The organism is Acuticoccus sp. MNP-M23 (assembly GCF_031195445.1).
In the GTDB taxonomy this organism is placed as follows: Bacteria; Pseudomonadota; Alphaproteobacteria; order Rhizobiales; family Amorphaceae; genus Acuticoccus.
The window spans coordinates 4,008,149-4,034,943 of record NZ_CP133480.1; the positions used below are offsets into that span (position 1 = coordinate 4,008,149).

The following is a 26,795-nucleotide window of genomic DNA, read 5'->3' on the forward strand; positions in this document are numbered from 1 at the left end:
GCGGGCCGGCTCAGTCCGGCGGCTGCCAGCTGTAGATCCAGTCCACCCGTTTGAGGATGCCGGCCTGTCCGGCGCGACGCATCCCGATATCCCGCGCAAATGTGAGCGGGACGGGCAGGTGGTAGAGCATGCGCTGCCGGTCGGTCTGGGCGGCAAGGCGGCGGGTGCGGGGCTCGCGCGCTGCGGCATAGGCCGCGCGGGCGGCTTCGGTCAGCCCGTGGCGGGCAACGGCGCGGCCAAGCACGGCGGCGTCTTCAAGCGCCATCGCGCCGCCCTGCGCCAGAAATGGCGGCATGGCGTGGGCCGCATCGCCAACCAGCGCCAGCGTTCCCGCACCGTAGCGGTGGCGGGGGCGGATCTTGATGGGCCAGGGCACCCAGTCGTTCACGCCGGCGATCTCGGCCCCAAGGGGGTGGCTGCGAAGCGCGTCCGGATGGCGCAGCGCCATGCCCGTTACCAGAACCATATTGTCGGCCTGGCCCTTCAACGCGTAGCGCACCAGATGGGCACCCTTGCCAAGGGTGAGGCGGGTGCGGGCGCCATTGTCGCCGTCCGCGGTGCCGCGCCAAGCGATGGTGCGGGTCTCGCGCGCGCTGTCGCCCTCCAGCGCGCGGCGGACTGCGGAGTTGACCCCGTCGGCTGCCACGGCGAACGCGGCCTCCGGCAAGCCCGGAACGCGCCAGCCGCGGCCGCCCTCCAGCCGCTCGACCGGGGTGTCGTAACGCACCTCGATCCCCGGCTTGAGGGCGGTTGCGGCAAGAAGCGCGCCGTGGAGCGCATCGCGCGATGCGGTGAGGTAGGGAAAGCCGTAGCGCCCGGCAAGCGGCGCATAGTCGAGCGCGGCCACCGGCGCATGACGGCCGGCGGTGCGAATTTCGAGCCCTTCCGGCGTTGCTGCAATGGCGCTCACAGCCTCGCGCGCGCCAACCGCCTCCAGGGCAGCAACGGCGTTGGGCGAGAGCTGGATGCCGGCGCCCCTGTTGGCGGCCACGGCCGAGCGGCGCTCCACCACCAGCACATCGCCAAACGGCGCCAGCGCCAGCGCTGCAGACAAGCCTGCAATGCCGGCGCCAATCACGAGGATGGTCACGGGCGGCTCAACATTGTGCGCAAGCCGCCATGGCGGGCAGCATCAGGCCGCCTTGCCGTGCACCGCTTCGGGTTTTGCGACGCAGGACGCCGGGTCCGCCTCGTGCGCCCCCAGCGCGGGATCGTAGACATAGACGGTGGAGCAGTAGGGGCAGATCGCCTCGGTATCGCCGCCCATGTCGAGGAATTCGTGCGGGTGGTCGAACGGGGGGGATGCCCCCATGCACATGAATTCCTTGGCGCCGATTCGCACGCGGCGGGCGCCGATGTCGTTGTGGAACAGCGGGGTGGAGCCTTCAGCCATGATGTTCTCCCGGGGCCTTCACGGCCTCACATACCTTGGTAGTTGGGTCCGCCGCCACCCTCTGGCGGCGTCCAGACGATGTTCTGGTTCGGATCCTTGATGTCGCACGTCTTGCAGTGGACGCAGTTCTGCGCGTTGATCACGAACTTCGGTGCCTCGCCCGTCGTGTCCCACTCGTAGACACCGGCGGGGCAATAGCACGCCGAAGGTCCGCCATAGACCTCGTATTCGGACCGGCGCTGCAGGTCCATGTCCTTCACCTTGAGATGCGCCGGCTGGTTCTCCTCGTGGTTGGTGTTGGAGAGATAGACCGAGGTGGGCCGGTCGAACGTGAGGACGCCGTCCGGCTTCGGGTAGTCGATCTTCTTCGCCTTGGCCGCGGGCTTGAGCGCCGCGAAGTCGGGCTTGCCGTGGCGCATGGTGCCGAAGAGCGAGAAGCCGAGAGCCGAATTCATCCACATGTCGAACCCGCCCACGGCCAGCCCGCCGAGAAGGCCGAGCTTCGACCAGAGCGGCTTGACGTTGCGAACGGGGTGAAGGTCGCGGCCGACCTCGGATGAGCGCCATGCAAGGTCGTAGGCGGTCAGCGTATCGCCGGACCGGTCGTCGGCGAGCGCAGCGTCGATGGCATCGGCGGCGAGCATCCCCGTCAGCATTGCGTTGTGATTGCCTTTGATGCGCGGCAGGTTGACGAAACCGGCCGCGCAGCCGACGAGGCACCCGCCCGGGAACACCAGCTTCGGCACCGACTGGTAGCCGCCCTCCGTGATGGCGCGCGCGCCATAGCCCTCGCGCTTGGCGCCCTCGAACAGCGGGGCGATGGCCGGGTGGGTCTTGAACCGCTGGAATTCCTTGAAGGGGTCCAGATGCGGGTTCTTGTAGTTGAGGTGGACCACGAAGCCGACCGCCATGAGGTTGTCCCCATAGTGGTAGAGGAACGAGCCGCCGCCGGTCTTGCCGTCGAGCGGCCAGCCCATGGTGTGCTGCACCATGCCGGGTTCAAACACGTCATCGGGGACACGCCACAGCTCCTTGAGGCCGATCCCGTACTTTTGCGGCTCCCGGCCTTCGTCAAGCTTGAATTCGGCAATCGCCCTCTTGGACAGAGAGCCGCGCACGCCCTCCGCCAGCACCACGTATTTTCCGCCAAGCTCCATTCCGGCGGTAAAACCGTCGTGGGGCTCGCCGTCCTTGCCGATGCCGAAATCGCCGGTGACGATGCCGTTGACGACGCCGTTTTCATCGCGCGTGAAGTCTGCGGCGGGGAAGCCGGGGTAGATTTCCACCTCCAGCGCTTCGGCCTCCGCTGCCAGCCATTTGCAAAGGTCGGACAATGAGCCGACGATGTTGCCATGGTTGTTCATCAGCGGCGGCATCAGGAAGGTCGGCAACGGCATCGACCCAGCGGGGCCGAGGAAGGTGAACTTGTCCTTCGTGACCGTGGTTTTCAGGGGAAAATCGTCGCGGGTGCGCCAGTCCGGAACCAGCTTGTCGAGGCCGATGGGGTCGATCACAGCGCCGGACATGGTATGAGCGCCCACCTCGGAGGCCTTTTCCACCACCACCACGGAGACCTCGGCGCCTCTGGCCGCCGCGCGCTGCTTGAGCGCGATGGCGGTGGAGAGGCCCGCAGGTCCAGCGCCGACGATCACCACGTCGAAGTCCATTCGTTCGCGCTCGGCCATGTGTCTCCCCGACTTGTTCCTGAGCTGCGGCCGGCTAGGATCGCGCCGGCCTCCTTAGAATAGGTAGAGGGTTATGCCCGTTCACGAAAGCGCGCGCGAGGCGATCCTCAGCTTCTACGAAGCGTGTGGCGTCACAACCCACCTTTCGGAAGCCCCGATCGACCGGTTTGCGCTGGCCGAAGCGCCCCCGGAAACGCGGGAGCTGCAGGCGCCGATCAACGCCGTCGCCGCCGATGTGTTCGACGATGCGCCGCCGGCCGACACGGTGCCTGCGTTCTTCGAGGATGTTGACGACGATTTTCCCGAAGATGGCGGCCCGGTCAACGACGCACGCTCCATGGCGCGCGCCGCAACCACGCTGGACGCGCTGCACAAGGCGGTTGCCAGCTTCGAGGGTTGTGCGCTGAAGGCAACGGCCAGGCGCACGGTGAAGGGCGAAGGGCCGCTCGGTGCTGCGCTGATGTTCGTGGGCGAAGCTCCCGGCGCAGAGGAGGACGAGAGCGGGCGGCCGTTCGTGGGCCGATCCGGCAAGCTTCTGGAAAGAATGCTCGCCGCCATCGGGCTTGACCGGAGTGATGTCTACATCACCAACGTCATTGCCTGGCGTCCGCCCGGCAACCGCACGCCAAGCCCTGTGGAAACGGCCACCTGCGAGGCGTTCGTGCGGCGCGAGATCGCGCTGGTCCGGCCGAGAATTCTGGTGCCGCTCGGCGGTCCGTCGGCCAAGACGCTGCTGCGCAACGATGTGGGCATCACCCGCCAGCGGGGCCGCTGGACGCGCTACGAAGACGAGGACGGGCTGGTGCTGGATGCCATGGCCATGTTCCATCCGGCCTATCTCCTGCGAACGCCTGCGGAAAAGCGCCGCGCCTGGGTGGACCTTCTGGCACTGAAAGCCCGGCTCGATCAGGCGTAGACTGGCGCACAACGATTTCGCCACCAAAGAGGATCAATGCTCATGCGTTTCTGGCCGGGTAGAGGGCGGACAACGATTCCGCTCGTGCGGTTGTCCGGCACCATCGGAATGGGGTCCGGCCTCAGGCCGGGGCTTTCGCTGGATGCGGTCGAGGGGGCACTCGCCAAGGCGTTCGCGCAGAAGGGGCCGTGCGTTGCCCTCGTCATCAATTCGCCCGGAGGCTCGCCGGCGCAATCGTCGCTGATTGCCAACCGCATCCGCCGCCTCGCCGCCGAAAAGGACAAGGCCGTACTGGCGTTTGTGGAGGATGTGGCCGCGTCCGGCGGCTACTGGCTCGCCTGCGCCGCCGACGAGATCCACGCCGACGCCACATCCATCGTCGGCTCCATCGGCGTCATCAGCGCCTCGTTCGGCTTCACCGAGCTGATCAGCAAGATCGGCGTGGAGCGCCGCGTCTATACAACCGGCGAAAACAAGTCGATCCTCGACCCGTTCAGGCCCGAACAGCCGCGCGACCTCGAAATTCTCTCCGACGTGCAGGGCGACATCTACGAGGCCTTCGTGGCGGAGGTTAAGGCCCGGCGCGGCACCCGGCTGTCGGACCATCCGGACCTCTTCACCGGCCGTTTCTGGGCCGGCACCAGCGCGCTGGAGCTGGGCCTGATCGACGGGATCGGCGCCATGCGTGACATTCTGCGCGACCGGTACGGCGAGAAGGTGCGGATCAAGAAGATCAGCATCGGCAAGCCGTCCTTCCTGCGCCGATTCGGTCTCGGCACCGGGCTTGGCGCCGATGCGATGATCGGCGCCGTGCGGGCCGACCGCCTTTATGACCGCTACGGGCTCTGAGGGCATGGAAGCCATTGTCTGCAACGCCTTCGATGGCCCCGATGCGCTGGTGATGGGTTCGCTGCCGGAACCGGTGTGCGGCGACGATGAGGTGCTGGTGTCGGTCCGTGCGGCGGCCGTCAGCTTCATGGATCGGCTGATGGTTTCGGGTGGCTACCAGATGAAGCCGGCCTTCCCGTTTGCACCGGGCACGGATGCTGCCGGGGTTGTCCGCAAGGTGGGGGCGGGCGTGACGACGCTGCGCGAAGGGGACCGCGTTGTCGGCAGCACCTGGGTGGGCGCCTATGCCGAGACGGTCGCCTTCAAGGGTTCGCGCTGCGCAGTGCTTCCGGACAACGTGTCGTTCGAGGCGGCGGCCACCTTGCCCTACGCCTATCTCACCGCCCGCCACGCGTTTGCCGACCGCGCAGCGTTGCGGCCCGGCGAGATATGTCTGGTGACCGGCGCCACCGGCGGGGCAGGGCTTGCTGCGCTGGACACGGCACGGGCCATGGGCGCACGCACCATCGCCGTGGTCGGCCGGCGCGAAAAGGCCGCCATCGCAAAGGAATATGGCGCGGAAGCGGTCGTGGTTCTGGCTGACGAGGACCTGCGCACGGCAGTCAAGGCGTTGACCGATGGCCGCGGCGTCGACGTGTGTTTCGAAACGCTGGGGGGCGACCCGTTTCTCGCCTGTGCGCGGCTGATGGCACCTGGCGGGCGGCTGATGCCCATCGGCTTTGCCACCGGCACCATTCCGGCGCTGCCGATGAACCTGCCGCTGGTGAAGGCCTACAGCGTCGTCGGCGTCTTCATGGGGGCGTGGGCGGATGCCGAGCCGCTGGCATCGCAACAGGCTCTGAGGGCCATTGTGGCGGACGTTGCCGCCGGCACCCTGAAGCCGCGGGTGGACACCGTCCTGCCACTGAAGGATGCGGCGGCTGCCATGGCGCGGCTCGGCGCGCGGGATGTGGTCGGCCGGATCGTTCTTTCGCTTCCGCCCCGCTGATCCGCGGCACAACCTTCGCACAACCTTGATGGCTTAGAACGGACGCGTCGAGGACTACCCGGCCCCTGTGGCCGAACCGGCGCGCATCGTTCCTGCGCCTTGCCCGATTGCCGGCGAAAGCCGTGGGCGCCCGTCATGACCTGCCGGCCGCATTTGCAATCATCCGCGACCAATCCGTTCCGAGCCCGTGTTGACGGACAGGTGCCTTGCGCCCGTCCGCCCGCACAACAGGTCCGACAGCCGCGCCGCGTCTTGCGGCTGGGCGCCAATCGTTTTGTGGAGTGTTGAGTATGGAGATCAAGCAGCTGCGTTATTTCCAGCGGGTCGCGGACACGGGGAGCGTTTCGCGCGCCGCCGCCGCGCTCTCGGTGGCACAGCCAGCCGTCAGCCGGCAAATCGCCAACCTGGAAGAGACGCTCGGGACAGCGCTGTTCTTCCGAAACGGTCGCGGTGTGACCCTGACCGATGCCGGCCAGCAGCTTTACGGGCACACCGCGCGCATTCTGGAATCCATCCGGCACGCAGAGCAGGACGTGCGCGACAGCACCGGCGCGGTCCGCGGCACCATCCTGCTCGGCTCCATGCCAAGCGTGGTGCGCATCCTGGCACCGACACTCCTGAAGAGCATGGGCAAGAATCACCCCTCGGTCTTTCTCGAATTCACCACCGGCATGTCGGGCTACGTCAACGAATGGCTCTCCAATGGGCTTCTCGACGTTGCCATCCTGCATGATGCCACCCGCACCCAGCACTTCCTCACCGAACCGCTGATTGCCGAGGAGCTGGTGGCGGTCAGCTATGGCGGCGACAAGGCGCCGGTGGCGTTCAAGGCGCTGGCGGGCGAACCTCTCATCTTGCCGCGCAAGAGCCACGGGCTCCGCCTGCAGGTGGAGCGCGCGGCTGCGCAGCTTCGCGTAGAGCTGAACGTGCGTTATGAGCTCGATTCGCTGGATACCGCACAAAGGCTGGTATCAGAGAGCGCAGGCGTTGCAATTTTGCCGAAAAGCGCGGTGCAAGCAAACCCAGATTTTGTGGTTCGACAGATCACCGACCCTCAGCAATACCGGCAACTTCTGCTGGCGACGTCCTCGCAGCGCTCTGTCTCGCAGGCAACCCGCGTTGTCATCAACGAGCTGAAGCGCCAGGCCCGCGAAATGGTCGGCACGGCAAACTGGCCGGGGACCATCCGCGTCGCGGATTATAATTCGATTGCCGGCAAGGAGCTGGTCGGGAAGGCCTCCAGCGACAATTTCGGCGTTGAGAACGCTGCGTAGGAAAAAGGCAGCTACGTGACTCAAGTCCGCGTTTGTGTGACGTAGAACACGTTCTGAGGGTTGATTGGGGCATGGCGCCCCCATATCCCTTTGGCGTGATGATCAAACGGGGTGTTTCGGTGTCGAGATCGAAAGGGATCGTGCGGAAACGTACGAGGCTTGAAGGCTTTCGCGATGCCGTGACCTTGGCATTTTCGCCGAGAGAGCGCGCCGGCCGCCGGGCGGTTGCAGCCAGGTCCCGCCGGATAGCGCCATTTCCGCATCAGGCCGACGCCGCGTGAACGTCTCTCTTCATGCAATCCGACAGGCGCTGCCGCTGTTGCTGCGTCCGCGATCAGCTTACCTCCACCTCAAATGGATCCGCAACGAGAAGCGCTACCGCCGCATCCGCCGCGACATCATCAAGGAATTCGACGACGCCTTTTATCTAGGGACTTACCCGGAAGTGCGTCGGCTGAAAATCGGACCAGTCCGCCATTACATCATGGTCGGCTGGAAAGAGGGCAAGGATCCGAACGAGCTCTTCTCCACCAAGACATATCTGGAAACGTACACCGACGTTGCCGACCGCGGCATCAATCCGTTCCAGCATTATATCCAGCACGGGCGTGAAGAGGGACGGGTCGGCGTCGTTTCCCTGGCGCGGCGGCGGACGCTGGAGCTGCCCGAGGAATCACTCGTCCTGCCGCCGATGCCGGCGGACGACGCATGGGATGCGATGCCGCGCCGGGTGATCGAGCCCGACAGCGCGCCGGGCGTCAACGTGGTGATCCCGGTCTACCGCAGCCTGCCCCACGTGGCGGCGACGCTGGAGAGCGTGCTCACCTCGCCGTGCGAAACGCCGTTCGAATGCCTCGTGATCGACGATTGCTCGCCGGAGCCCGAGGTCAGCGCGCTGCTGCGCCGCCTCGCCGACAGCGGGCACATCCGGCTTCTGGTCAATTCGTCCAACCAGGGCTTCGTCACCTCCGTCAACATCGGCATGGCGCAGAACACGCACCGCGACGTTGTGCTTCTGAATGCAGACGTTCTGGTCCATCCCGGCTGGCTGGACCGTGTGGTCGCCCCGCTGAAGGACGATCCGAAAATCGCGACCGTCACCCCGCTGTCCAACAACGCCACCATTGCCAGCTACCCGAACTTTGCCGTCGACAACAATTTCGAGCTTGAGGTGTCGTCGGCTGTAATCGACCGGCTGGCGTTCGAAGCCAATGGCAACAAAGTGGTGGACGTTCCGACAGGGATCGGCTTCTGCATGGCGATCCGTCGCTCCGTGCTCGAAGAAGTCGGCGATTTCGATGCGGTGACCTTCGGCCTCGGCTACGGCGAGGAGGGCGATTTCTGCATGCGGGCGCTGAAGGCGGGCATGCGCAACGTCCTCGCCACCGGCGTCTTCGTGAAGCACTATGGCTCCACGTCGTTCGGCCCTGGCGCATCGGAACGCTCCGAGCGGGCACAGGCCAAGCTGGCCGCCAAGCATCCGGACTATCCCAACCGCGTGTCGCGCCACCTTAACGCCGACCCGGCGTTGTCCTCGCGCATCATGCTCGACATTGCGCGGCTGAAGGAGAGCATCGGCAGCTGCTCGATCGTCTTCTTCACGCACACCCGCGGCGGCGGCATCGAGACCTACCTCAACTACCTGCGCAAGGCCCTGATTTCGGACGGGCTGCGCGACGTGGTGGACCGGGCCGTGGTGATCCAGACCCAGCAGCTCGGCTCCGTGCAGGTGTCCGGCTTCGGCCGCAAACAGCGGCTGCCCTACCTGCCCAACCTCGAATCGCTGAACATCGAGCGGCACAAGGACACGCTGGGAGCGATCATCGAGCTGCTCGACCCCGAGCTGGTGCACATGAACTCGTTCGCCGGGCTCACCGTCCCGTCGATCTCACGGTTGATGGAAGCGCTGATCTCGTCGAAGCGGCCATACTGGCATGTGTGGCACGACCATCAGCCGCTGTGTCCGCGCCTCACCTTCCTCGATGCCGAGGAACGCTATTGCGGCGAGCAGGACGCCAGCCGGTGCGTCGCGTGCCTTGCGTCCACCACCGCGTCGTTCGAATGGGTGCGTATCGAGGAATGGCGCGGGATGTTCAAGCACTATCTCGACCATGCCGCCGTGGTCAGCGCGCCGACCGAATCGGCAGCACTGCGCGCCCGCCGCCTTGCCGACGTGTCGAAGGTGCAGGTTCACCCGCACCCCGAGTTGCATCTGAACAGCGTCGTCCCGCTGAAACGCGCGCCTGCGCGCGACAACAAAAAGCCACGCCGCGTTCTTATTCTGGGGGCAATCGGCCCGCACAAGGGTGCATTCCTGCTCTCGGCAATGGTGCGCGACATGCGCCGCCGCGATCTGCCGATCCACCTTGACGTGTTGGGTTACACCGCCAGCAAGGAGATCCGGACCGGGCCCAACGTGACCTTGCACGGCCGCTATAATGGCGACATGGATGCAGCCCGCCGGATCGCCGCGATCCAGCCCGACATCTGCCTGTGCTCGTCGATCTGGCCGGAAACCTATGTGTTCACGATTTCCGTGGCCATGGCGCTGCATCTGCCCATCGCCACCTTCGACATCGGTGCCCAGGCCGAACGCGCCGAGGTATACGGCCGCGCCGCAATTCTGGGCCGCAACCTGATGGAAGACCCGGTGGGCCTCAACGACGCGCTGTTGGAAATCGACCTCGACGCGCTATGGGCGCGCCCGGCCGACGTGGCGTTTGCGCAGCACGCCGCGCTCAGTGACCATTTTCTGAAACAGCGTCCTGCGCCTTCTCTTGCTGCGGCGGGGACGACGCGGTCGGGGGCCACATCGGCTGACCGTGAAGATATGTCTTCGACAGGAGACGATCAGATTGCTGCGTTAAGTTGACGATCTGGGCGCGGGTTGCCTCGCCCAGCATCGGCTCGGAGGGCGTGCTGGCCCGGTGCGCGGCCATGATGAGCCGCCGTTCGGCCGCCTTTTCCTCGTCGCTTTTATCGGACTGGTTCAGCTCCAGAAGGAGCCGGTAGCCTTCCGGGGACGGGGAGGGGTTCACCACCTTCGGCTGGAGAGTGGTGTCGACGTCGATCCCCACTTGCTCGCAGAATGCCTGGAACACGTTGCGCCGCGCGTCTGCGTATCGAACCACGTGGGTCTTCTGCGCTTTCAACATCACGTCCCAGCGGTGGATCACGCGGAAACAGTGGACGCCGCTGTTCCAGCGGTCGATCGCAACGCTGAACCAGTCTTCGAATTCACGGCTCTCGCCGCTCTTCACGGCCTGCAGATAGGATGACATCACCCATTCGGTGGGCTCGCGCACGAACGCTGCCACCTCGAACGGGTAGCCCTCGAAGCCAGACGCCAGGCGGCGGTAGAGACTAGGGTCGAACGTCCCCCAGAAATATTCGGTGGAGAGGACAATGGTGTGTGCGTCCATGGCAGCAGCTTCGGCGGTGATAGCCGCGCACTGCTGTGCAAAATAGGCGTCGCGGTCTTCGGGCAGGTCGTTGACGTGCATCCGCCACGCACCGGGGTGGATCGATGCGGCGAGGAGATGGTGCGCGCTCGCCGCAACCCCTGCCATGCTGTAGAGCACCCCGGCCTCGGCCAGCGCCTCGCGCCGGTCGTAAAGCGTCGACTGCAAGGCGGAGCTGCCGGTCTTGGTGGAGCCGATGTGCAGGACGATGCGGGGCAGGCTCATGCAAAGCCCCGTGCGCAGAGATTCGTGGACGTCGTTTGATCGAAAGCGTTCAACATGATCAATCGTAAGCTTGCCGCGCGGATAGAAGGGCGGACTCCGTGTCTTTCGGCGCCCGTTGAGACCGAAATCGTCTAGACCATCTTTGCCTCTTGCGAAAGCAGCGCGCGCTTGTTTGTGAAAGGGCGGAACCCGCCAGCGAAGGACGACGACCCATGACTGACCACGTGACCGCCGAACGCGAGGCGGCTGCGGCTGCGGCCGCGGCCATGGTCGAGCCTGGAATGCGGATCGGGCTTGGCACCGGCCGCACGGCGCTGGCGTTTGTGGCGGCCCTCGGCGAACGCGTTGCAGGCGGGCTGTCACTGCCCGCTGCCGTTGCCACCAGCCGGCGGACCGAGGACGCGGCCAAGGCCGCCGGCCTTGCCATTTGCGACATGATGGCCGACGGCGCGCCCACACACGTGGATCTTGCGATCGACGGTGCCGACGAGGTGGACGGCAACCTCTGCCTCATCAAGGGCGGCGGCGCGTCGCTCCTGCGCGAGAAGATCGTGGCGCACATGGCGGCCCGCTTCGTCGTGCTTGCGGATGCGGCCAAGCGGGTGGACACGCTGGGCGCGTTCCCGCTGCCTGTGGAGGTGGTGCCGTTCGGGTGGACGGCCACCGCGGGGCAGATCGAGGCAGCGCTTGGTGTTGCGCCTGTCCTGCGCCGCACGGCCGAGGGCGTCCTCATCACCGACAATGGCAACTACGTTCTGGACTGTCCGTTGGGGCGGATCGACGATCCGGCCGCAACTGCTGCGGCCCTGGCGCTGCCCGGTGTGGTGGAGCATGGCCTTTTCATCACCGAAGCGGATGTTGCGCTGATCGGCACTGCCGGCCGGGTCGAGACGTTGACGCGCGCGAAATGAGCGGCCGGGCGGCGCGGCACGCGCCTGCCGGCCGCCTGCGGGCGAACGTCGGGGGGGCGCCGCGTTGCGTTGCGGCAGCACTCGCCGAATGCTCGCGCTGGCTTTCTGCCAGTGTGCTTCTGGTCCTGGTGGGTGGTCTTGCGCTCAATGTGGCGGGGCGGCTCATGGGGTGGCCGCTGGTGGGCGCCAACCTTTTGTCGGCCTGGCTGATGCCTGCGCTGGCTTTCGCCGGTCTGCCGCAGCTGATGCTGGGGCTGGATGCCGGCCGTGCCAGAGGGTTTGCAGCAACGCTGATTGGGGCGTTCGCGCTTGGCGTTCTGGTCTCTGGCATGACCGGGGCCGCATTTCGGGTTGGCGGGGTCGAGCCTGTGCTCGGCATTCCGGTTGGAGCGCGGTTCGGCGTGGCGGCCGCTGGCGCTGCGCTGGCGCTTGCACTGCTGGCCCTTGGTGGCTGGCGCGGGGCGCTGGCGGCCTCTGCCGGGATCGGCCTCGTCCTTGCGCCTGTCCCCGCGCTTCCCGCCGCAGCCGGCCTTTTTATATTCTGCGTCGGCCTCTTCGTGCGGGCGCCTGTGGCTCTTGCGCTCATTGCAGCGGTTGGCGTGTCACCGGGCCTTCTGACCGATGCGGCACTGGCCCAGAATGTCATGCGCGGCCTCAGCCCCAGCGTGCTGCTGGCGGTGCCGCTGTTCATCCTGTCGGCAGCACTGATGCTGGCGGGCGGTGTCGGGGCGCGGCTAGCGGTGGGGGCCCGTTCTCTGGCGGGCCTGCGGCCGTCCGCACCGGGCGAGGCGAACGTGTGGGCAAGCCTGCTGTTCGGCGGGGTTTCGGCCTCCAGCGTTGCCGACGCGGCGCTTGCGGCCCGTCTCCTCGCGCCGCCGATGGTGGCGGCCGGTTATTCTCCGGCGCGCGCCGCGGCCGTCAGCGCCTCTGCGGCAATCCTTCCCAACGTGATGCCGCCGTCCATCGCGCTTCTTCTGGCAGCTGCCGCCACGGATCAGTCGGTCGGCACGCTCTGGTTCTACGGGGCATTTGCTGCACTGGTGCTTGCTGCCGCCATGCTGGTTGCCGTGCGCCTCACGCCGCCGGATCGCGCAGATGTTGCGGGAGAGCCGGTGGGACGGCGCGAGGCGGTCGGCGCGCTGCTGCCGATTGCGGGCCTGGTGGCGCTCATCCTCGGCGCCTTGCGCCTTGGTGTGGTGACGGCAGTAGAGGCGGGCGTGGTGGCCGTGCTGGTGGCGCTTCCGTTCGCGCTGCGGACAGGCGGAATGGCGGGCCTGCGCGACGCTTTTGTCAATGCGGCCGGGGAGGCGGGGCGCGTTGCGCTCCTCATCGGGGCTGCGGCGCCGGTCGGCTTTCTGCTGGCGGTCAGCGGGGTTTCGTTCGCCGATTTCGTCCCGCTGGCGGGCGCCGCCGCGGTGTTGGCGGCGGCTCTGGCGCTATGCCTCCTGGTGGGCACTGCCCTTGATGCGGGCGCCGCCATCCTCCTCATGCTGCCGGTGCTGGTGCCAGCCGCAGCGGCCGCGGGCGTCGACCCCGCCCACGCTGCCCTTGCGATGACGATTGCGCTCATCATTGGCGGGTTGACGCCGCCGGTCGGCATCCTGATCCTTGTGGTCAAGGACGTGACCGGGGCGGACGGCGTCTACCGCGCGGCCATCCCGTACATCCTTGCGCTGGTGCTGGGTCTTGCGCTCATCGCCTTCGTTCCACTCGCCATCTAGCTGCCCACCGGAGTTTCCAATGATCCGCCTTGCCGCCGTCCTGTGTGCGCTCTGCCTGCTGCCGGCACTGCCCGCTCGGGCGCAGGACCCCATCACGCTCACCTCGCAATATGGCCCTGGCAAGCCGCAGACGCTGTTCTGGGAGCATTTTGCGGCGCGGCTGGAAGAGGAGCGGCCCGGCCGATTCGCACCGCGCATTGTGATCGGCGGTGCGCTGGGCGGCGAAAAGGAAGAGGCGGAGGGCGTGCGCCTCGGCTCCATCACGGGCGCACTGTCCACCGTCGCCAATCTCACCACCTGGGTCCCGCTGGGCGCAGTGCTGGACCTTCCGTTCGAATTCGAGGACGCGGACCACATCAAGCGGACCCTTGCCGGCCCGCTCGGCGCGGTCCTGAAGGAGCAATACCGGGCGCAGGGGTTCGAGGTGCCGGCTTTCATCATTTTCGGCGCGCGCCATCTTCTGGGGAAAAATGAGGTTTCCGTTCCCGCAGATATCAAGGGCGTCACCATGCGCGTTCTCGAGAGCGATCTGCACGTGGCGCTCTGGCGTTCTCTCGGCGCAGCCCCCACCGCGCTCCCCATCACCGAGGCCTATGGCGCGCTCTCCAACGGGGTGGTCGGCGCGATGGACATGACGAAGTCCGGCTACGAGGCGCTGAAACTCTACGAAGTTGCCCCCGTGCTCAGCCAGACGGCGCACATCTGGGCGATCGGCGTTGTCTATTTCGACGCGCGCTGGTGGGATGGACTTGCCGACGAGGACCGCGCCGCTGTGAGGGAGGCGGCGCTGGAGGCGGCCGATTATTTCAATGACATTGCGGCGAAAGAGCAGGATGCTGCGATGATGCGCACCGCCGAAAAGGGGGCTAGGCTGGTTACAGTCGATCAGGCACCGTGGCGAGCCGCGCTGGGCGACTTTGCCGCCGAGTACGCGGCGGCACTGGACGATCCGCTGGCTGTGGAAGCGCTTGCGGCGATCGAAAATGCGCGCTGAGGCGCGGATCAGTATGGGGCGCCGGGGTGGACGCGGAAGCGCACCGCGGCGCATGGGAAGGACCGGCCGGTGACACAGCGTATCTTCGACGGGCACAACGACGCGCTCCTGCGCCTCTCGCGCAAGGACCGCACCGGCGCCATTTTCCTGGGCGAAGGCAATGATGGCCACATCGACCTTGGCCGTGCCGCCCGCGGCGGCATGACCGGCGGCATTTTCGCAACCTTCGTTCCGCCCGAAAGCACCGACCGCGCCAGTGCCGACATGCGCCAGACCATGCCGGACGGCAGCACCGGCGTGCCGGACATCCAGCGTGAGGGCCAGCAGCGTGCCCTTGCGGTGACCCTTGCCCAGCTTGCGATTGCGCTGCGCATCGAGCGCAAGTCCGCCGGCGCGGTCCGGATCTGCCGCACGCCTGCGGAGGTCGAGGCCGCCAACGCGGATGATGCCTTCGCCATGATGCTGCACATGGAGGGCGCCGAAGCCATCGGCCCCGACCTCGACGAGCTGGAAGTCCTTTATTCGTGCGGGATGCGTTCGCTCGGCCTCGTGTGGAGCCGGCCGACCATCTTCGGCCACGGCGTGCCGTTCCGCTTTCCGGCGACGCCGGACATTGGTGAAGGGCTGACCGAGCGCGGCCTTGCGCTGGTGAAAAGCTGCAACCAGCTCGGCATCATGGTGGATTGCAGCCATCTCAACGAAAAAGGCTTCTGGGACGTGACGCGCCATTCGCAGGCGCCGGTCGTGGCCACCCACTCCAACGCCCACACCATCTGCCCGGTGTCGCGCAACCTGACCGATGCGCAGATGGACGCCATCCGCGACAGCGAAGGTGTGGTCGGCCTCAACTTTGCGACCTTCTTCCTGCGCGAGGACGGCAAGCGCATTGCCGCAACCCCGCTGGAAACCATGACCCGGCACCTCGACCACATGCTGAACAAGCTCGGCCCCAAGGGCGTGGCGCTCGGCTCCGACTTCGACGGCGCGCTTGTGCCGGTGGGGATCGGCGATGCGGCGGGCCTACCCAACCTCGTCGCGGCCATGCGTGTATCCGGCTACGACGACGCGCTGATCGACGCCATCTGCTACCGCAACTGGCTGAGCGTTCTTGCCCGCACCCAGAGTTGTGCAACCCTCTGATCCGGCAAGACGATTGCCACGGAACGCATGACCGGCGCCGACCATTGGTTCGGGCAACCAACACCGAATGGAGCGATCATGGGCAAGATCCCAGCCAACGCGTGGGTCATGGTGGGGGACGGTGAAAAGGCGCTGTTCCTCAAGAACGAGGGCGACGAGAAATTTCCGAGCCTCGTGGTGGTGCGCGAGATGACGCAGGACAACCCGCCAACGCACGAGCAGGGCACCGACGCGCCCGGACGCGGCAGCGACGGCCCCAGCGGTCACAAGAGTGCCTTCGAAGAGACCGACTGGCACCGGCTTGAAAAAGAGCGCTTTGCCAAGGAGATTGCCGAGCGGCTCTACACCGCCGCGCACCGCGGCGCCTATCACGACCTGATTGTTGTGGCGCCGCCCGTGGTTTTGGGCGAACTTCGAAAAGAGTTTCACAAGGAGGTCGAGCAGCGCATTGTCTTCGACCTCGACAAGGAGCTGACCAACCACCCGGTCGGCGACATCGAAAAGGCGCTTGCCAAAGCCTGAGCCGCGCAGAGCGCCGGGTGACATGAACGCGCACTGGAGCGGTTCCATCGCCGCTCTGGTGGACGGCGGCCCCGACAATCGCTATGCCCCGCACCTGTATCTGAAGTTGGTGTAATTCTCGATTTACATTCTTGAGTGTCTATTCTAGTTTACACTCGTTGATTAGGAGGGCGCCAGAGTGGGCGATCTGCTTGACCGGGTGAACAGCCCCAAAGACCTGCGCCACCTCTCCGAGAAGGAGTTGCGCGTCCTTGCCGACGAGCTGCGCACCGAACTCATCGACGTGGTGTCGGTCACTGGCGGGCATCTTGGGTCAGCCCTCGGTGTGGTCGAGCTGACCGCGGCGCTCCACTATATCTTCGACACGCCGCGCGACGTTCTGATCTGGGACGTTGGCCATCAGTGCTACCCGCACAAGATCCTCACCGGCCGCCGCGACCGGATGAAGACTCTGCGCCAGGCAGACGGCCTGTCAGGCTTTACCAAGCGCGCCGAAAGCGATTACGACCCGTTCGGCGCGGCGCATTCGTCCACCTCCATTTCCGCAGGCCTCGGCTTTGCGACCGCACGCGATCTGATGGGCGGGGACAACGAGGTTGTTGCGGTGATCGGTGACGGCGCCATGTCCGCCGGCATGGCCTACGAGGCGATGAACAACGCCGGCGCACGCGATGCGCGGCTCATCGTCATCCTCAACGACAACGACATGTCGATTGCCCCGCCGGTGGGCGCCATGTCCGCCTATCTCGCCCGGCTTGCCTCGGGCGAGCCTTACGTGACCCTGCGCGACGCGATGAAGGGCCTCGTGCGCCATCTGCCGCGCTTTGTGGAGCGGGGCGCTGCGCGGGCCGAGGAGTTCGCCAAGGGCATCGCCATGGGCGGCACCCTGTTCGAGGAGCTTGGCTTCTACTACGTCGGTCCCATCGACGGCCATAATCTCGACCATCTTCTCCCGGTCCTGCGCAACGTGCGCGACACCAACAACAAGCCGGTGCTGGTCCACGTCGTCACCCAGAAGGGCAAGGGCTACGCGCCGGCCGAGAATTCAGCCGACAAGTATCACGGCGTCTCCAAGTTCGACGTGATCACCGGCAAGCAGGCCAAGGGCAAGTCCAACGCGCCCAGCTACACCAAGGTGTTCGGCGAGAGCCTTGTGGCCGAGGCACGCAAGGACGACCGGATTGTCGGCATCACCGCCGCCATGCCCAACGGCACCGGCATCGACGTGTTCGAGAAGGTGTTTCCGGAACGCACGTTCGACGTCGGCATCGCCGAGCAGCATGCCGTCACGTTTGCCGCCGGCCTTGCCGCCGCCGGCATGAAGCCGTTCTGCGCCATCTACTCCACCTTCCTGCAGCGCGCGTACGACCAGATCGTCCACGACGTTTCGATCCAGAAGCTGCCCGTGCGCTTCGCCATCGACCGCGCCGGCTATGTGGGCGCCGACGGGTCCACCCATGCCGGTTCGTTCGATGTGGCGTATCTCTCCTGCCTGCCGGGCATGGTTGTGATGGCGGCTGCCGACGAGGCCGAGCTGGTTCACATGGTGGCCACCGCTACCGCCTACGACGATGGCCCCATCGCGTTTCGCTATCCGCGCGGCGAGGGGGTCGGAACCGAAATGCCGGCCGAAGGCGTCCCGCTGGAAATCGGCCGCGGCCGCATTGTCCGGGAAGGGTCGACCATCGCGATCCTGTCGCTGGGCAGCCGCCTTGCCGCCGCCATCGAGGCGGCCGAGGAGCTTGGCGCCAGAGGCCTGTCGACCACCGTTGCCGACGCGCGGTTCGCCAAGCCGCTCGACCGCGAGATGATCATCGACCTTGCCCGCTCCCACGACGTGCTGATCACGGTGGAGGAGGGGTCCGACGGCGGCTTCGGCGCCCATGTCCTGACACTCCTTGCACGCGAAGGTTTGCTGGACAGCGGCCTCAAGGTGCGTCCGCTGACGATGCCAGACCGCTACGTCGATCAGGACAAGCCCGAGCGGATGGTTGCAGATGCCGGCCTCGATGCGGCAGGAATGGTGGAGACCGCGCTGATTGCCCTTGGGGTGGAGGCGCTCGCAAACCGGGCCTGATCCAATATGCCGACTGTCGAATGCGTCCTCGAAGCCAAAGCGCGCGTGGGCGAAAGCGCCATCTGGGACGATGCCGAGAAGGCCCTGTTCTGGACGGACATCGAGGGCGGCCACATCCACCGCTTTGATCCCGCCATCGGCGCCAACGTCACCTTCGACATGGGGGAGCGGACCGGCTGCATGGCGATCCGCCAGGGTGGCGGCGCCGTGGTCGGCACCGAAAGCGGGATCTACACCTACGATTTCGAGTCCCGCACAAAGACGCGGATTGCGGACCCCGAGGCGCACCGCCCGGAAAACCGCTTCAACGACAGTTGCACCGACCGGCAGGGCCGCTGGTGGCTGGGGTCGTGCGGGATGATGCAGCCGCCACGCAACGAATCGGCGTTCTACCGGCTTGATGCGGACCATTCGGTCACCCGCTGGCGCGAAGAGTTCTACACCACCAACGGTCTCGCCTTCTCCCCCGACGGGCGGACCATGTATTTTTCCGACTCGAACCCGATGGTGCGCAAGATCTGGGTCTGCGACTACGACCCGCAGACAGGCACCCCCGGCGAGCCGCGCCTGTTCTTCGACACCAACGGCGTGCCCGGCCGGCCCGATGGCGGCACCGTCGACAATGACGGGTGCTACTGGATGGCCGGCGTGTCCGGCTGGCAGATGCTGCGGCTCACCCCGGCTGGCGAGATCGACATGATCGTCGACATGCCGGTCGAAAAGCCCTCCAAACCGGCATTTGGCGGGCCCGACAACGACATCCTGTTCGTCACCTCCATCGGCATCATGCCGACGCCGGGGCGCGAGCAGCCACTGGCCGGCGGCCTCTTCGCCATCACTGGGCTCCCCTGCGGCGGACTGCCTTCGGTCCGTTTCGCGGGCTGACGCCATCTTGCCATCGGGGCGGTGTTTGACCCATGTGGGGGCGATGAAATCGCGCATGATCCCCGACAGCGTCCGGCGCCTTGCCGTTGCGCCCATGATGGACTGGACGGACCGGCACTGCCGCGTGTTCCACCGGCAGCTCCACCCGTCCACCCAGCTGTTCACCGAGATGGTGACGGCCAAGGCGATCCTGTTCGGTGACCGCGCGCGTCTTCTGGGGTTCTCGCCGCAGGAAGAGCCGCTGGCGCTGCAGCTTGGCGGCGCGGAGCCCGGCGAACTTGCAAAGGCCGCCCGCATTGCCGCCGAGTGGGGCTACGGCGAAGTGAACCTCAATGTCGGCTGCCCGTCGGACAGGGTGCAGGGGGGCAGCTTCGGCGCCTGCCTCATGCGCGAACCGTTGCTGGTCGGCGAATGCCTGGCAGCGATGGGCGAGGCGGGCATTGCCGTCACCCTCAAGTGCCGCATTGGCGTTGATGACCAAGACCCCGAGGAAGCGCTGGACCGTGTGGCCGATGCAGCCGTTGGCGCCGGTGTCGAAGCCATCTGGGTCCATGCCCGCAAGGCGTGGCTGGAGGGCCTTTCGCCTGCCCAGAACCGCGATATTCCGCCGCTCGACTACGCCCGCGTCTTCCGCCTCAAGGCGCGGCTGCCGGTGTTTGTGGGTCTGAATGGCGGCATTGGCACGGCGGCGGAGGCGATGGCGCATCTGGCGGAGGTGGATGGGGTGATGATCGGCCGGGCCGCCTACCAGCGGCCGGCAATTCTCTCCGTCCTTGCAGGTTACGAGGGCGCTGCGGACAAGGCGCACCGGCTGAATGCGGCGCGCGCCATGGTGCCCTACGCTGCGGAATGGATTGCGCAGGGCGGGCGCCTTTCCAACGTGGTGCGGCACATGCTGGGCCTCTTCCACGGCGAGCCCGGCGCGCGTGCCTACCGCCGCACGCTGACGGTGGCCGGCCAGGCGCCGGGTGCTGACGCCGGCCTTCTGGCAGATGCGATCGACGCTGTGGAGGCCGCCGGCATTGCCGCCGCCACCGCCCGCGCCGCGGCGTTTGCCGCCCGCCCCGACGAACCGCGCGCGACTGGTGACGAAGCCGGCGCCGTCCGGGAGCCCGCATGACGGCGCGCCTCAACCGCGTCACCACCGCGCTTGCATTCTTCTCCCGCTTTCCGGTTCCGGCGCGGTTTTGCGGCGAACCGCTGCTCCAGTCCCTGCCGATGGCACCGCTTGCCGGGGTGCTGATTGCGCTGCCCGCTGCTGCGCTGATGGTGGTGGCGCACTGGATGGGCGCACAGCCGCTCCTTTCGGCAGCCCTTGCCACCGTTGCCATGGTCATCGCCACCGGCGCGCTGCACGAAGACGGGCTTGCCGATTGTGCCGACGGCTTCTGGGGCGGGGCAACCCGCGAGCGGCGGCTCGAAATCATGCACGACAGCCGCGTCGGCACCTACGGCGTTCTGGCGCTGGTGGCGGGCGTGCTCCTCAAGGTCGCGATCCTGCAAACCGCGCTTTCCGGCGGGGTGCTGTTTGCGGCCCTGTCGCTCATCGCCTCCGCGGCTGCGGCGCGCGCCGTTGCGCTTTATGCGTGGACCGGCCTTGGCCCGGCAAGGGCGGACGGGCTGGCGGTGGCGGTGGGGCGGCCCACAATCAGCACCTTCCGCAACGCGCTTCTGGTCGCGATTGCGGTCACCGCGGTTCTCACCGTGTGGTGGGCGCCGCTGGGCTTTGTGCTGGCGGCAATGGCGGCCGCCGCTGCGGCAAAGGGCTGCGCCAGCCTTGCCGATGCCAAGATCGGCGGCCACACCGGGGACGTGATCGGTGCAGGCATCATCGTCGCAGACCTTTCCTACCTCCTCGTTCTCACTATCTGGACAGTGTGACCGCAGCTTTCCCCCTCCGCCGCACGCTCGCGTCTTGCGCCGTCCTGTGCGCCGCTTCTGTTGCCGGCCGCGCCCCGGCGGCGGCGCAGGCGGTCGAGCCCGTCTCGCTCGATACGTCCGGGCCCCATGCGGCAAAGCTGATCATTCTTCTTGTGGTGCTGGGCGCCATCCTGTTCGGGATGCGGCAGGTGCGGCTGCCGGAGGTCGTGCGTGCAGCCGCCATCTGGCTGGGCGCGCTTGCTGTCCTCCTCGGCGTCTACGCTTACCGCGTGCCGCTGGAGACGGCGGGGCGCGAGATTGCCTCCGTGCTGGTCCCCGGCATGGCGGTGAACGACGGCAACAAGGTGATGGTGCGGCGCGGCTTTCAGGGCCATTTCGTGATTGGCGGCGCGGTGGATGGCGCGCCGGTGAATTTCATTTTCGACACGGGCGCCAGCCTCGTGGTTCTTGCCGCCGAGGATGCCAGCAGGGCCGGCTTTCACCCCGAGGGGCTCGATTACCGCGTTCCGGTGATGACGGCCGCGGGGATGACCGAAGTCGCGCCCGTGATCCTCGATGAAATTTCCGTCGGCTCGATCAGGCTTTCGCGCGTGCGGGCGGCCATTGCCAAGCCGGGGGATCTCGGCACAAGTCTCCTCGGCATGACCTTTCTCAACAGACTTTCCGGCTATGAGGTGCGGCGCGACCGCCTTGTTCTGAACCCATGACAGACATCACCACCCAATCCCCCCTTGAGGATTTCCGCCAGCTGGCGCTCGCTCCGCTGCCCGATCGCTCCGCTGCCCGCGCTGCAACGCTTGCGCGCGAAGCGGCACTCACCAAGCCGGCAGGCTCTCTGGGCCGGCTGGAAGAAATCTCCCTCTGGCTGACCGAGGTGAGCGGAAAGGCGCCGCCCACCGTTGCCAAGCCGCGCGTGGTCATCTTTGCCGCTGCGCACGGGGTGGCCGATGCTGGCGTGTCGGCGTTCCCCTCCAGCGTGAACCAGCAGATGCTGGCGGCCTTCCAGGCCGGCAAGGCGGCCATCAACCAGATCTGCTCCACCGGCAATATCGGCCTTTCGGTGTTCGATCTTGCGGTGGACATTCCGTCCGGAAACATCGTCAGCGAAGACGCATTCGCCAGCGAGAAGGACCTTGCCGCAACGCTCGCCTTCGGCCTTGAAGCGATTGCCGGCGGGATCGACTGCCTTGGCATCGGCGAGATGGGCATCGGCAACACCACCGTGGCCGCAGCCATCTATGCCGCCCTTTACGGCGGTTCGGCGGCGGACTGGTGCGGCGCCGGCACGGGCGTGACCGGGGAGGGGCTGCGCCGCAAGATCGACGCGGTGGACGCCGCGCTCGCCCGGATCGGACCGGAGCGCGACCCGTTGACCATTCTCCAGCGGATCGGCGGCCGCGACATTGCCGCGATGGCCGGCGCCATTCTGGCCGCCCGCACGGAAGGCGTGCCGGTTGTGGTGGACGGCTTTGTGGCCAGCGCCGCAGCCGCGATCGTTCATGCCATGGGGCCGGACGCCACCGCGCATTGCCTCTTTGCCCACTGCTCTGCCGAGAGCGCCCACGGGCGGGCGCTGGAGGCGATGGGCGGCAAGCCGCTGCTCGACCTTGGCATGCGCCTTGGCGAAGGCACCGGGGCAGCCCTTGCCATCGGCATCCTCAAGGCAGCGGCGGCCTGCCATTCCGGCATGGCGACGTTTGCGGAGGCTGGCGTCGACGGACCGGCGTGACACGGGACGGGGTTCCGGCGGACGGAGCGCCGCTCGAGGCGTTTCTAGGCGCCATGTCACGCTGCCGGATCTGCCGCGACACGCCGACCGGCGAGCCGCTTCCTCACGAACCCCGGCCGATCTTCCAGATCTCGTCCACCGCCCGGATTGCCATTTGCAGCCAGGCGCCCGGCAACAAGGCGCACGTCGCGGGGTTGCCGTTCTACGACCCGTCCGGCGTTCGCCTGCGCGACTGGATGGGCCTCGACGAGACGCAGTTCTACGACTGGTCGAAGATTGCGATCATTCCCATGGGGTTCTGTTTTCCAGGGTATGATCGCCACGGCGGGGACCTGCCGCCGCGGCGCGAGTGCGGCGCCACCTGGCATGACCGCCTGTTCCAGCGCCTGCCGCAGCTTTCGCTGTTCCTGTGCATCGGCAAATATTCGCTGTCCTACCATCTGCCGCACACACGCCGCGCATCTCTCACCGACACGGTCGGCGCATGGCGCGACATTGTGACGCAGACTGCGCCGCGCACCGTGATGGCACTGCCGCACCCGTCCTGGCGCAACAACGTCTGGCTGAAGCGAAATCCGTGGTTCGAGGCCGAGGTGCTGCCCGAGTTGCGCCGCCGCGTCGCGGACGCGTTGAGTGCGACAGATTCGACATGATTGCACGGCGCTGGCCGCTTGCGCGGCGCCAGTGTGGCAATTCTTTATCAACAGATTAATCTGTTCGTGCGGAATTGCGACCGGTGGAATGCGGAGTCTTGGTTATGCGTAATGAAATCGGGCTGTTCGGGGCGGTGCTGAGCGCCGGATTGATGCTGGGCGGCAACGCGCTGGCGCAGACGGCAGGCGGCGGCCAACAGGCGCCGGTGCGCGCCGAGGTGGTGCAGGTGGCGCCCGGCCAGCCGGCCTCTGCCGCCGTGGTGGTGACGGAGCCGGGGATCCGTGCGGTGGATGTGGCGCCTTCCGACCCTGCGTCCAATGACGCGCGCCGCATCTTCATCGACACGGGTGTGTCCGACGTCCGGGTCAACGACCTTCTGACGCAGGTGACCATGAACCGGTCGGAGCTGAGCCCGTGCCCCTCCAACGATTATATCTATGAGCGGGCGCGGCCCAAGTGGCTGTACCAGACCGGGCGGCTTATGGTCGCCATGGAGGAGGGCGCGACAGTGCGCGTTTCCTTCTCCTGCATCGAGGGTCTGCAGAGCATCAACGCCGTCCAGTTCCTGTCACTCCCGGGCGAGCGGGTGGCGCAGGTCATGCCGGTGCGGGCCGATTCGCTGGAAGCGTTCGCGAACCGGCAGCGCAATGTGCCGAGCCTTGCCGCGCCCACGGGCACCAACACTGCCGGCCAGTCCGCGCAACAGCGCGCACGCGGCGTTCCGCTGCCCTGATCGGGCAGCGCTGCGCGCCCGGCAGCAAATGGCCGGTGTGCGGTCAGAAGGCCTTGAAGGTGATGATGGTCTTGGTGTCGAGGATACCGGGCAGCGTCTGCACCTTTTCCTGCACGAAGTGGCCGATGTCGTTGTCACGCTCGACATAGAATTTGACCAGCAGGTCGTAGTCGCCTGCGGTGGAGTAGATCTCCGAGGCGATCTCCGCGTCGGCCAGGGCGTTGGCCACATCGTAGGCGCGGCCAAGCTGCGCTTTGATCAGCACGAAAAACGGCGTCATCACATCCTCCATACGCCGCTGCGGGCTTCGGCCTCTTTTGTGCCACCGGCGCCGATAGCACAAGGGTTGGCGTGCGCGGTATGGACCGGTTTGCGGATCTGTCTTGCGCCACGAGCGCGCGATCCCTAATTACCCACCATCCAAGGGGGCGCCTTCGGGCTGAGAGGCATCGTGCCGACCCCTCGCACCTGATCCGGGTCATGCCGGCGGAGGAATTGGATTTGCAACGCCTGCTGCGCTCGCGCGCCACCCCAGCCGAACCGCGCCAATGAGCGCGCCCGCTACCGTCAGCGTGCCAGCCGATGCCCACGCCCTGCGTGAGGCGGCCGGCGCCGCGCTGGACCGGATGCTTTCCCGCCGCCCGCGCGTTCACGCCATGCTGTCGCCCGTGGCGCAGCCCCTGGCCGCCAACATTGCCGCGGCGCTGGGGATCGACGTGTCCATGTCCCACGACCCCGTGGATGCACCGCAGATGGTCGCCCGGTCGCACAGCGCATTGATCAACCTTGGCATGCTCGATCCGGTCCGCCGCGAAGGTGCCGCAAAAGCTGTCCTCACCGGAACACCGTTCGTGCTTGATCCGGTGAAGATCGACCGCGCCAGCGAGCGTTTCGCCTTTGCGCAGAAGCTCATTCAGGCTGGCCCCTCTGTGATCAAGGGCAACCGCGCGGAAATGGCGGCCCTTGGCGCCATCGCCGACGATTTTGTCACCGTCACCACCGGCGCGCAGGACCTCGTCAGGGACGGGCGCCGGTGCGCGACGCTCCACAACGGCACGCCGATGCTGGACCGCGTCATCGCCACCGGCTGCGCTGCCGGCCTGCTGGTGGCGGCCATGGTTGCGGTGGAGACCGACCCCTTCGTGGCGGCAACGGCGGGCGCCGGGCTGATGGCCTTCGCCGGCGAGCTTGCCGCCGACGGCTCGCACGGCCCCGGCAGTTTTGCCGTCTCGCTGATCGACCACCTTGCCGCGCTGGACGGTGCGGCGCTCACCAAAGGCCTCCGGATAGACTGATGCTTGATCCCAGTGTGTACCTCGTCATGGGCCCGGATGTGGCCGACCCCGTGGCGCTTGCCCGCAAGGCGGTGGCCGGAGGCGTCAGCCTGATCCAGTGGCGCGACAAGACCGGCAGCACGGCCGAACAGGTGGCGCTGGTGCGCGCGCTGGTGGCGGCTGTCCCCGTGCCTGTGCTGGTGAACGACCGGGCCGACGTGGCGCTGATTGCCGGGGCAGCGGGCGTTCACGTCGGTCACGGCGATCTCACGCCGGGGGAGGCCCGCCGCATTGTGGGCGACGAGGCCATCGTCGGCCTCACCATCCACACCATGGCGGAGGCTGAGGCGGCGCTCCGTCAGCCCATCGACTATGGCTCGGTCGGCGGCGTCTTCGAAACGCACAGCAAGGTGAACCCCAACCCGCCCATCGGCATCGACGGGTTTGCCGCCATTGCGGCCTATCTCAAGGCCGAACGTGCCATGAAGGTGGTCGCCATCGCCGGCATCGATGCCGAGCGTGCCGCGCTGCTCCGCGCCGCCGGGGCAGACGGTGTGGCGGTCATGAGTGCGATCACCAGGGCGGCGGACCCGGCGCAGGCGGCCCGCACCCTCGCCACGGTATTTGCGGAGAAGGCGGCGTGATTGCGCTGACGATCGCCGGATCTGATTCGGGCGGTGGCGCCGGCATTCAGGCGGACCTGAAGACCATGAGCGCGCTTGGCGTTTACGGCGCCAGCGTGATCACGGCAATAACGGCGCAGAACACCCGCGGCGTGACGGCAGTGCACGGCATTCCGGCCGACATTGTCACCGCGCAGCTGGATGCCGTGCTGTCGGACCTCGACGTGAAGGCGATCAAGATCGGCATGGTGGGCGACCGCGCGGTGATCAGCGCCATCGCCCGCGCCCTTGCAGGCAGCCGGATCCCCATCGTGCTCGACCCGGTGATGATCGCCACCTCCGGCGACCGGCTGATCGGGGAAGGGGCGGAGAAGGCGCTCTTCAGCGAACTTTTGCCGCTCGCGACGCTGGTGACGCCCAACGTGCCGGAGGCCGGCGTTCTTCTCAATGCCAAGAGCGCGGTAGACGTCCCGCAGATGCGTGAGCAGGCCCGTGAGCTGGCGGCCCTCGGTCCGGCCATTCTGCTCAAGGGCGGACACCTGACGACCGGCGATGCCACCGATGTATTCTTCCACGAAGGGCGCCCGGAACTCTTGAGTGCGGCGCGGATCGCATCGCCCAACACCCACGGGACGGGGTGTACGCTGTCGAGCGCCGTGACCGCATTCCTTGCCCGCGGCATGGCGCTGCGTGCCGCAGTGCACGCGGCGAAGGAATATATTTCTGCCGCCATTGCAGCGTCCGACCAGCTCCAGATCGGCAGCGGACACGGGCCTGTCCATCATTTTCATGCCGTCTGGCCGCGTTAGGGATCGTTGCCGGGGCGTAAAATTACCTGCTCATTCGGGTACCCGAACCGG

At 66.9% G+C, this 26,795-nt stretch carries 25 protein-coding genes and 1 riboswitch; of the genes, 21 read left to right on the plus strand and 4 right to left on the minus strand.

The features are described from left to right. Positions 1-10 precede the first annotated feature (10 nt). Genes RDV64_RS18515 through RDV64_RS18525 form a run of 3 tightly spaced genes read right to left on the minus strand, consistent with a single transcriptional unit; the run spans position 11 to position 3,078 of the window. Positions 11-1,090, minus strand: coding sequence for an FAD-dependent monooxygenase (locus tag RDV64_RS18515; protein ID WP_309196441.1), 1,080 nt, complete (start codon positions 1,088-1,090; stop codon positions 11-13). Positions 1,091-1,132: 42 nt separating this feature from the next. After that, positions 1,133-1,393: a zinc-finger domain-containing protein gene (locus RDV64_RS18520; protein ID WP_309196442.1), complete on the minus strand. Its 261-nt coding sequence runs from the start codon at positions 1,391-1,393 to the stop codon at positions 1,133-1,135. 26 nt (positions 1,394-1,419) lie between these two features. Next, positions 1,420-3,078 (minus strand): electron transfer flavoprotein-ubiquinone oxidoreductase, encoded by a 1,659-nt coding sequence (locus RDV64_RS18525; protein ID WP_309196443.1) that lies wholly within the window; start codon positions 3,076-3,078, stop codon positions 1,420-1,422. Between the two features lie 73 nt (positions 3,079-3,151). Here RDV64_RS18525 and RDV64_RS18530 point away from each other — a divergent pair, with 73 nt between their 5' ends. The 18 genes from RDV64_RS18530 to RDV64_RS18615 all read left to right on the plus strand — a co-directional run bounded on the left by RDV64_RS18530 (position 3,152) and on the right by RDV64_RS18615 (position 24,038). Next, on the plus strand, positions 3,152-3,994 hold the full coding sequence (locus tag RDV64_RS18530; RefSeq protein ID WP_309196444.1) for a uracil-DNA glycosylase: 843 nt from the start codon (positions 3,152-3,154) through the stop codon (positions 3,992-3,994). A 36-nt stretch (positions 3,995-4,030) separates the two neighbouring features. Beyond that, positions 4,031-4,843: a S49 family peptidase gene (locus tag RDV64_RS18535; protein ID WP_309196445.1), complete on the plus strand. Its 813-nt coding sequence runs from the start codon at positions 4,031-4,033 to the stop codon at positions 4,841-4,843. Beyond that, a complete protein-coding gene (locus RDV64_RS18540) occupies positions 4,824-5,831 on the plus strand; it encodes an NADPH:quinone oxidoreductase family protein (RefSeq protein WP_309196446.1) in 1,008 nt (335 codons plus the stop codon). Before RDV64_RS18535 ends, RDV64_RS18540 begins: the two co-directional genes overlap by 20 nt. Before the next feature lie 290 nt (positions 5,832-6,121). Beyond that, the gene (locus RDV64_RS18545; RefSeq protein ID WP_309196447.1) at positions 6,122-7,105 is read left to right on the plus strand and encodes a LysR family transcriptional regulator; all 984 of its coding nucleotides are present in this window, start codon (positions 6,122-6,124) and stop codon (positions 7,103-7,105) included. Between the two features lie 277 nt (positions 7,106-7,382). Beyond that, the gene (locus RDV64_RS18550; protein ID WP_309196448.1) at positions 7,383-9,977 is read left to right on the plus strand and encodes a glycosyltransferase; all 2,595 of its coding nucleotides are present in this window, start codon (positions 7,383-7,385) and stop codon (positions 9,975-9,977) included. Between the two features lie 1,026 nt (positions 9,978-11,003). Next, positions 11,004-11,702 carry a ribose-5-phosphate isomerase RpiA gene (rpiA, locus tag RDV64_RS18555; RefSeq protein WP_309196449.1) on the plus strand — a complete coding sequence of 233 codons (699 nt, stop codon included), beginning with the start codon at positions 11,004-11,006 and terminating at the stop codon, positions 11,700-11,702. Beyond that, complete coding sequence (locus tag RDV64_RS18560; RefSeq protein WP_309196450.1) at positions 11,699-13,423, plus strand: TRAP transporter large permease subunit; 1,725 nt, start codon at positions 11,699-11,701, stop codon at positions 13,421-13,423. Before rpiA ends, RDV64_RS18560 begins: the two co-directional genes overlap by 4 nt. Before the next feature lie 19 nt (positions 13,424-13,442). Beyond that, positions 13,443-14,417 carry a TRAP transporter substrate-binding protein gene (locus tag RDV64_RS18565; RefSeq protein WP_309196451.1) on the plus strand — a complete coding sequence of 325 codons (975 nt, stop codon included), beginning with the start codon at positions 13,443-13,445 and terminating at the stop codon, positions 14,415-14,417. Positions 14,418-14,486: 69 nt separating this feature from the next. Next, positions 14,487-15,557, plus strand: a complete 1,071-nt coding sequence (locus RDV64_RS18570; protein WP_309196452.1) for a dipeptidase — start codon at positions 14,487-14,489, stop codon at positions 15,555-15,557. Between the two features lie 27 nt (positions 15,558-15,584). Beyond that, on the plus strand, positions 15,585-16,079 hold the full coding sequence (locus tag RDV64_RS18575; RefSeq protein ID WP_375143766.1) for a host attachment protein: 495 nt from the start codon (positions 15,585-15,587) through the stop codon (positions 16,077-16,079). A gap of 178 nt (positions 16,080-16,257) precedes the next feature. Beyond that, entirely contained in the window at positions 16,258-18,156 is a 1,899-nt protein-coding gene (gene dxs / locus RDV64_RS18580; RefSeq protein ID WP_309196453.1) for a 1-deoxy-D-xylulose-5-phosphate synthase, read from the plus strand. A gap of 6 nt (positions 18,157-18,162) precedes the next feature. Further along, complete coding sequence (locus RDV64_RS18585) at positions 18,163-19,041, plus strand: SMP-30/gluconolactonase/LRE family protein (RefSeq protein ID WP_309196454.1); 879 nt, start codon at positions 18,163-18,165, stop codon at positions 19,039-19,041. 55 nt (positions 19,042-19,096) lie between these two features. Continuing rightward, positions 19,097-20,161, plus strand: a complete 1,065-nt coding sequence (gene dusA, locus RDV64_RS18590) for a tRNA dihydrouridine(20/20a) synthase DusA (RefSeq protein ID WP_309196455.1) — start codon at positions 19,097-19,099, stop codon at positions 20,159-20,161. Then, complete coding sequence (locus tag RDV64_RS18595) at positions 20,158-20,922, plus strand: adenosylcobinamide-GDP ribazoletransferase (protein WP_309196456.1); 765 nt, start codon at positions 20,158-20,160, stop codon at positions 20,920-20,922. Before dusA ends, RDV64_RS18595 begins: the two co-directional genes overlap by 4 nt. After that, positions 20,919-21,629, plus strand: coding sequence for a TIGR02281 family clan AA aspartic protease (locus RDV64_RS18600; protein WP_309196457.1), 711 nt, complete (start codon positions 20,919-20,921; stop codon positions 21,627-21,629). The genes RDV64_RS18595 and RDV64_RS18600 overlap by 4 nt, the downstream gene beginning before the upstream one ends. Next, positions 21,626-22,651, plus strand: a complete 1,026-nt coding sequence (gene cobT, locus RDV64_RS18605) for a nicotinate-nucleotide--dimethylbenzimidazole phosphoribosyltransferase (RefSeq protein WP_309196458.1) — start codon at positions 21,626-21,628, stop codon at positions 22,649-22,651. Before RDV64_RS18600 ends, cobT begins: the two co-directional genes overlap by 4 nt. Further along, positions 22,648-23,304 (plus strand): uracil-DNA glycosylase family protein, encoded by a 657-nt coding sequence (locus RDV64_RS18610; RefSeq protein WP_309196459.1) that lies wholly within the window; start codon positions 22,648-22,650, stop codon positions 23,302-23,304. Before cobT ends, RDV64_RS18610 begins: the two co-directional genes overlap by 4 nt. Before the next feature lie 104 nt (positions 23,305-23,408). After that, positions 23,409-24,038, plus strand: coding sequence for a hypothetical protein (locus RDV64_RS18615; protein ID WP_309196460.1), 630 nt, complete (start codon positions 23,409-23,411; stop codon positions 24,036-24,038). Between the two features lie 43 nt (positions 24,039-24,081). Here RDV64_RS18615 and RDV64_RS18620 read toward each other — a convergent pair whose 3' ends face one another. Continuing rightward, positions 24,082-24,318: an Lrp/AsnC ligand binding domain-containing protein gene (locus tag RDV64_RS18620; protein ID WP_309196461.1), complete on the minus strand. Its 237-nt coding sequence runs from the start codon at positions 24,316-24,318 to the stop codon at positions 24,082-24,084. Positions 24,319-24,452: 134 nt separating this feature from the next. Further along, positions 24,453-24,550, plus strand: a riboswitch (TPP riboswitch). A gap of 36 nt (positions 24,551-24,586) precedes the next feature. Here RDV64_RS18620 and RDV64_RS18625 point away from each other — a divergent pair. From RDV64_RS18625 to thiD, 3 genes are read left to right on the plus strand one after another with little or no spacing between them, the layout of a single operon-like run. Further along, positions 24,587-25,333, plus strand: a complete 747-nt coding sequence (locus tag RDV64_RS18625; protein ID WP_309196462.1) for a hydroxyethylthiazole kinase — start codon at positions 24,587-24,589, stop codon at positions 25,331-25,333. Next, positions 25,333-25,956: a thiamine phosphate synthase gene (gene thiE, locus RDV64_RS18630; RefSeq protein ID WP_309196463.1), complete on the plus strand. Its 624-nt coding sequence runs from the start codon at positions 25,333-25,335 to the stop codon at positions 25,954-25,956. Before RDV64_RS18625 ends, thiE begins: the two co-directional genes overlap by 1 nt. After that, positions 25,953-26,744 carry a bifunctional hydroxymethylpyrimidine kinase/phosphomethylpyrimidine kinase gene (thiD, locus tag RDV64_RS18635; RefSeq protein WP_309196464.1) on the plus strand — a complete coding sequence of 264 codons (792 nt, stop codon included), beginning with the start codon at positions 25,953-25,955 and terminating at the stop codon, positions 26,742-26,744. The genes thiE and thiD overlap by 4 nt, the downstream gene beginning before the upstream one ends. Positions 26,745-26,795: the final 51 nt, after the last annotated feature.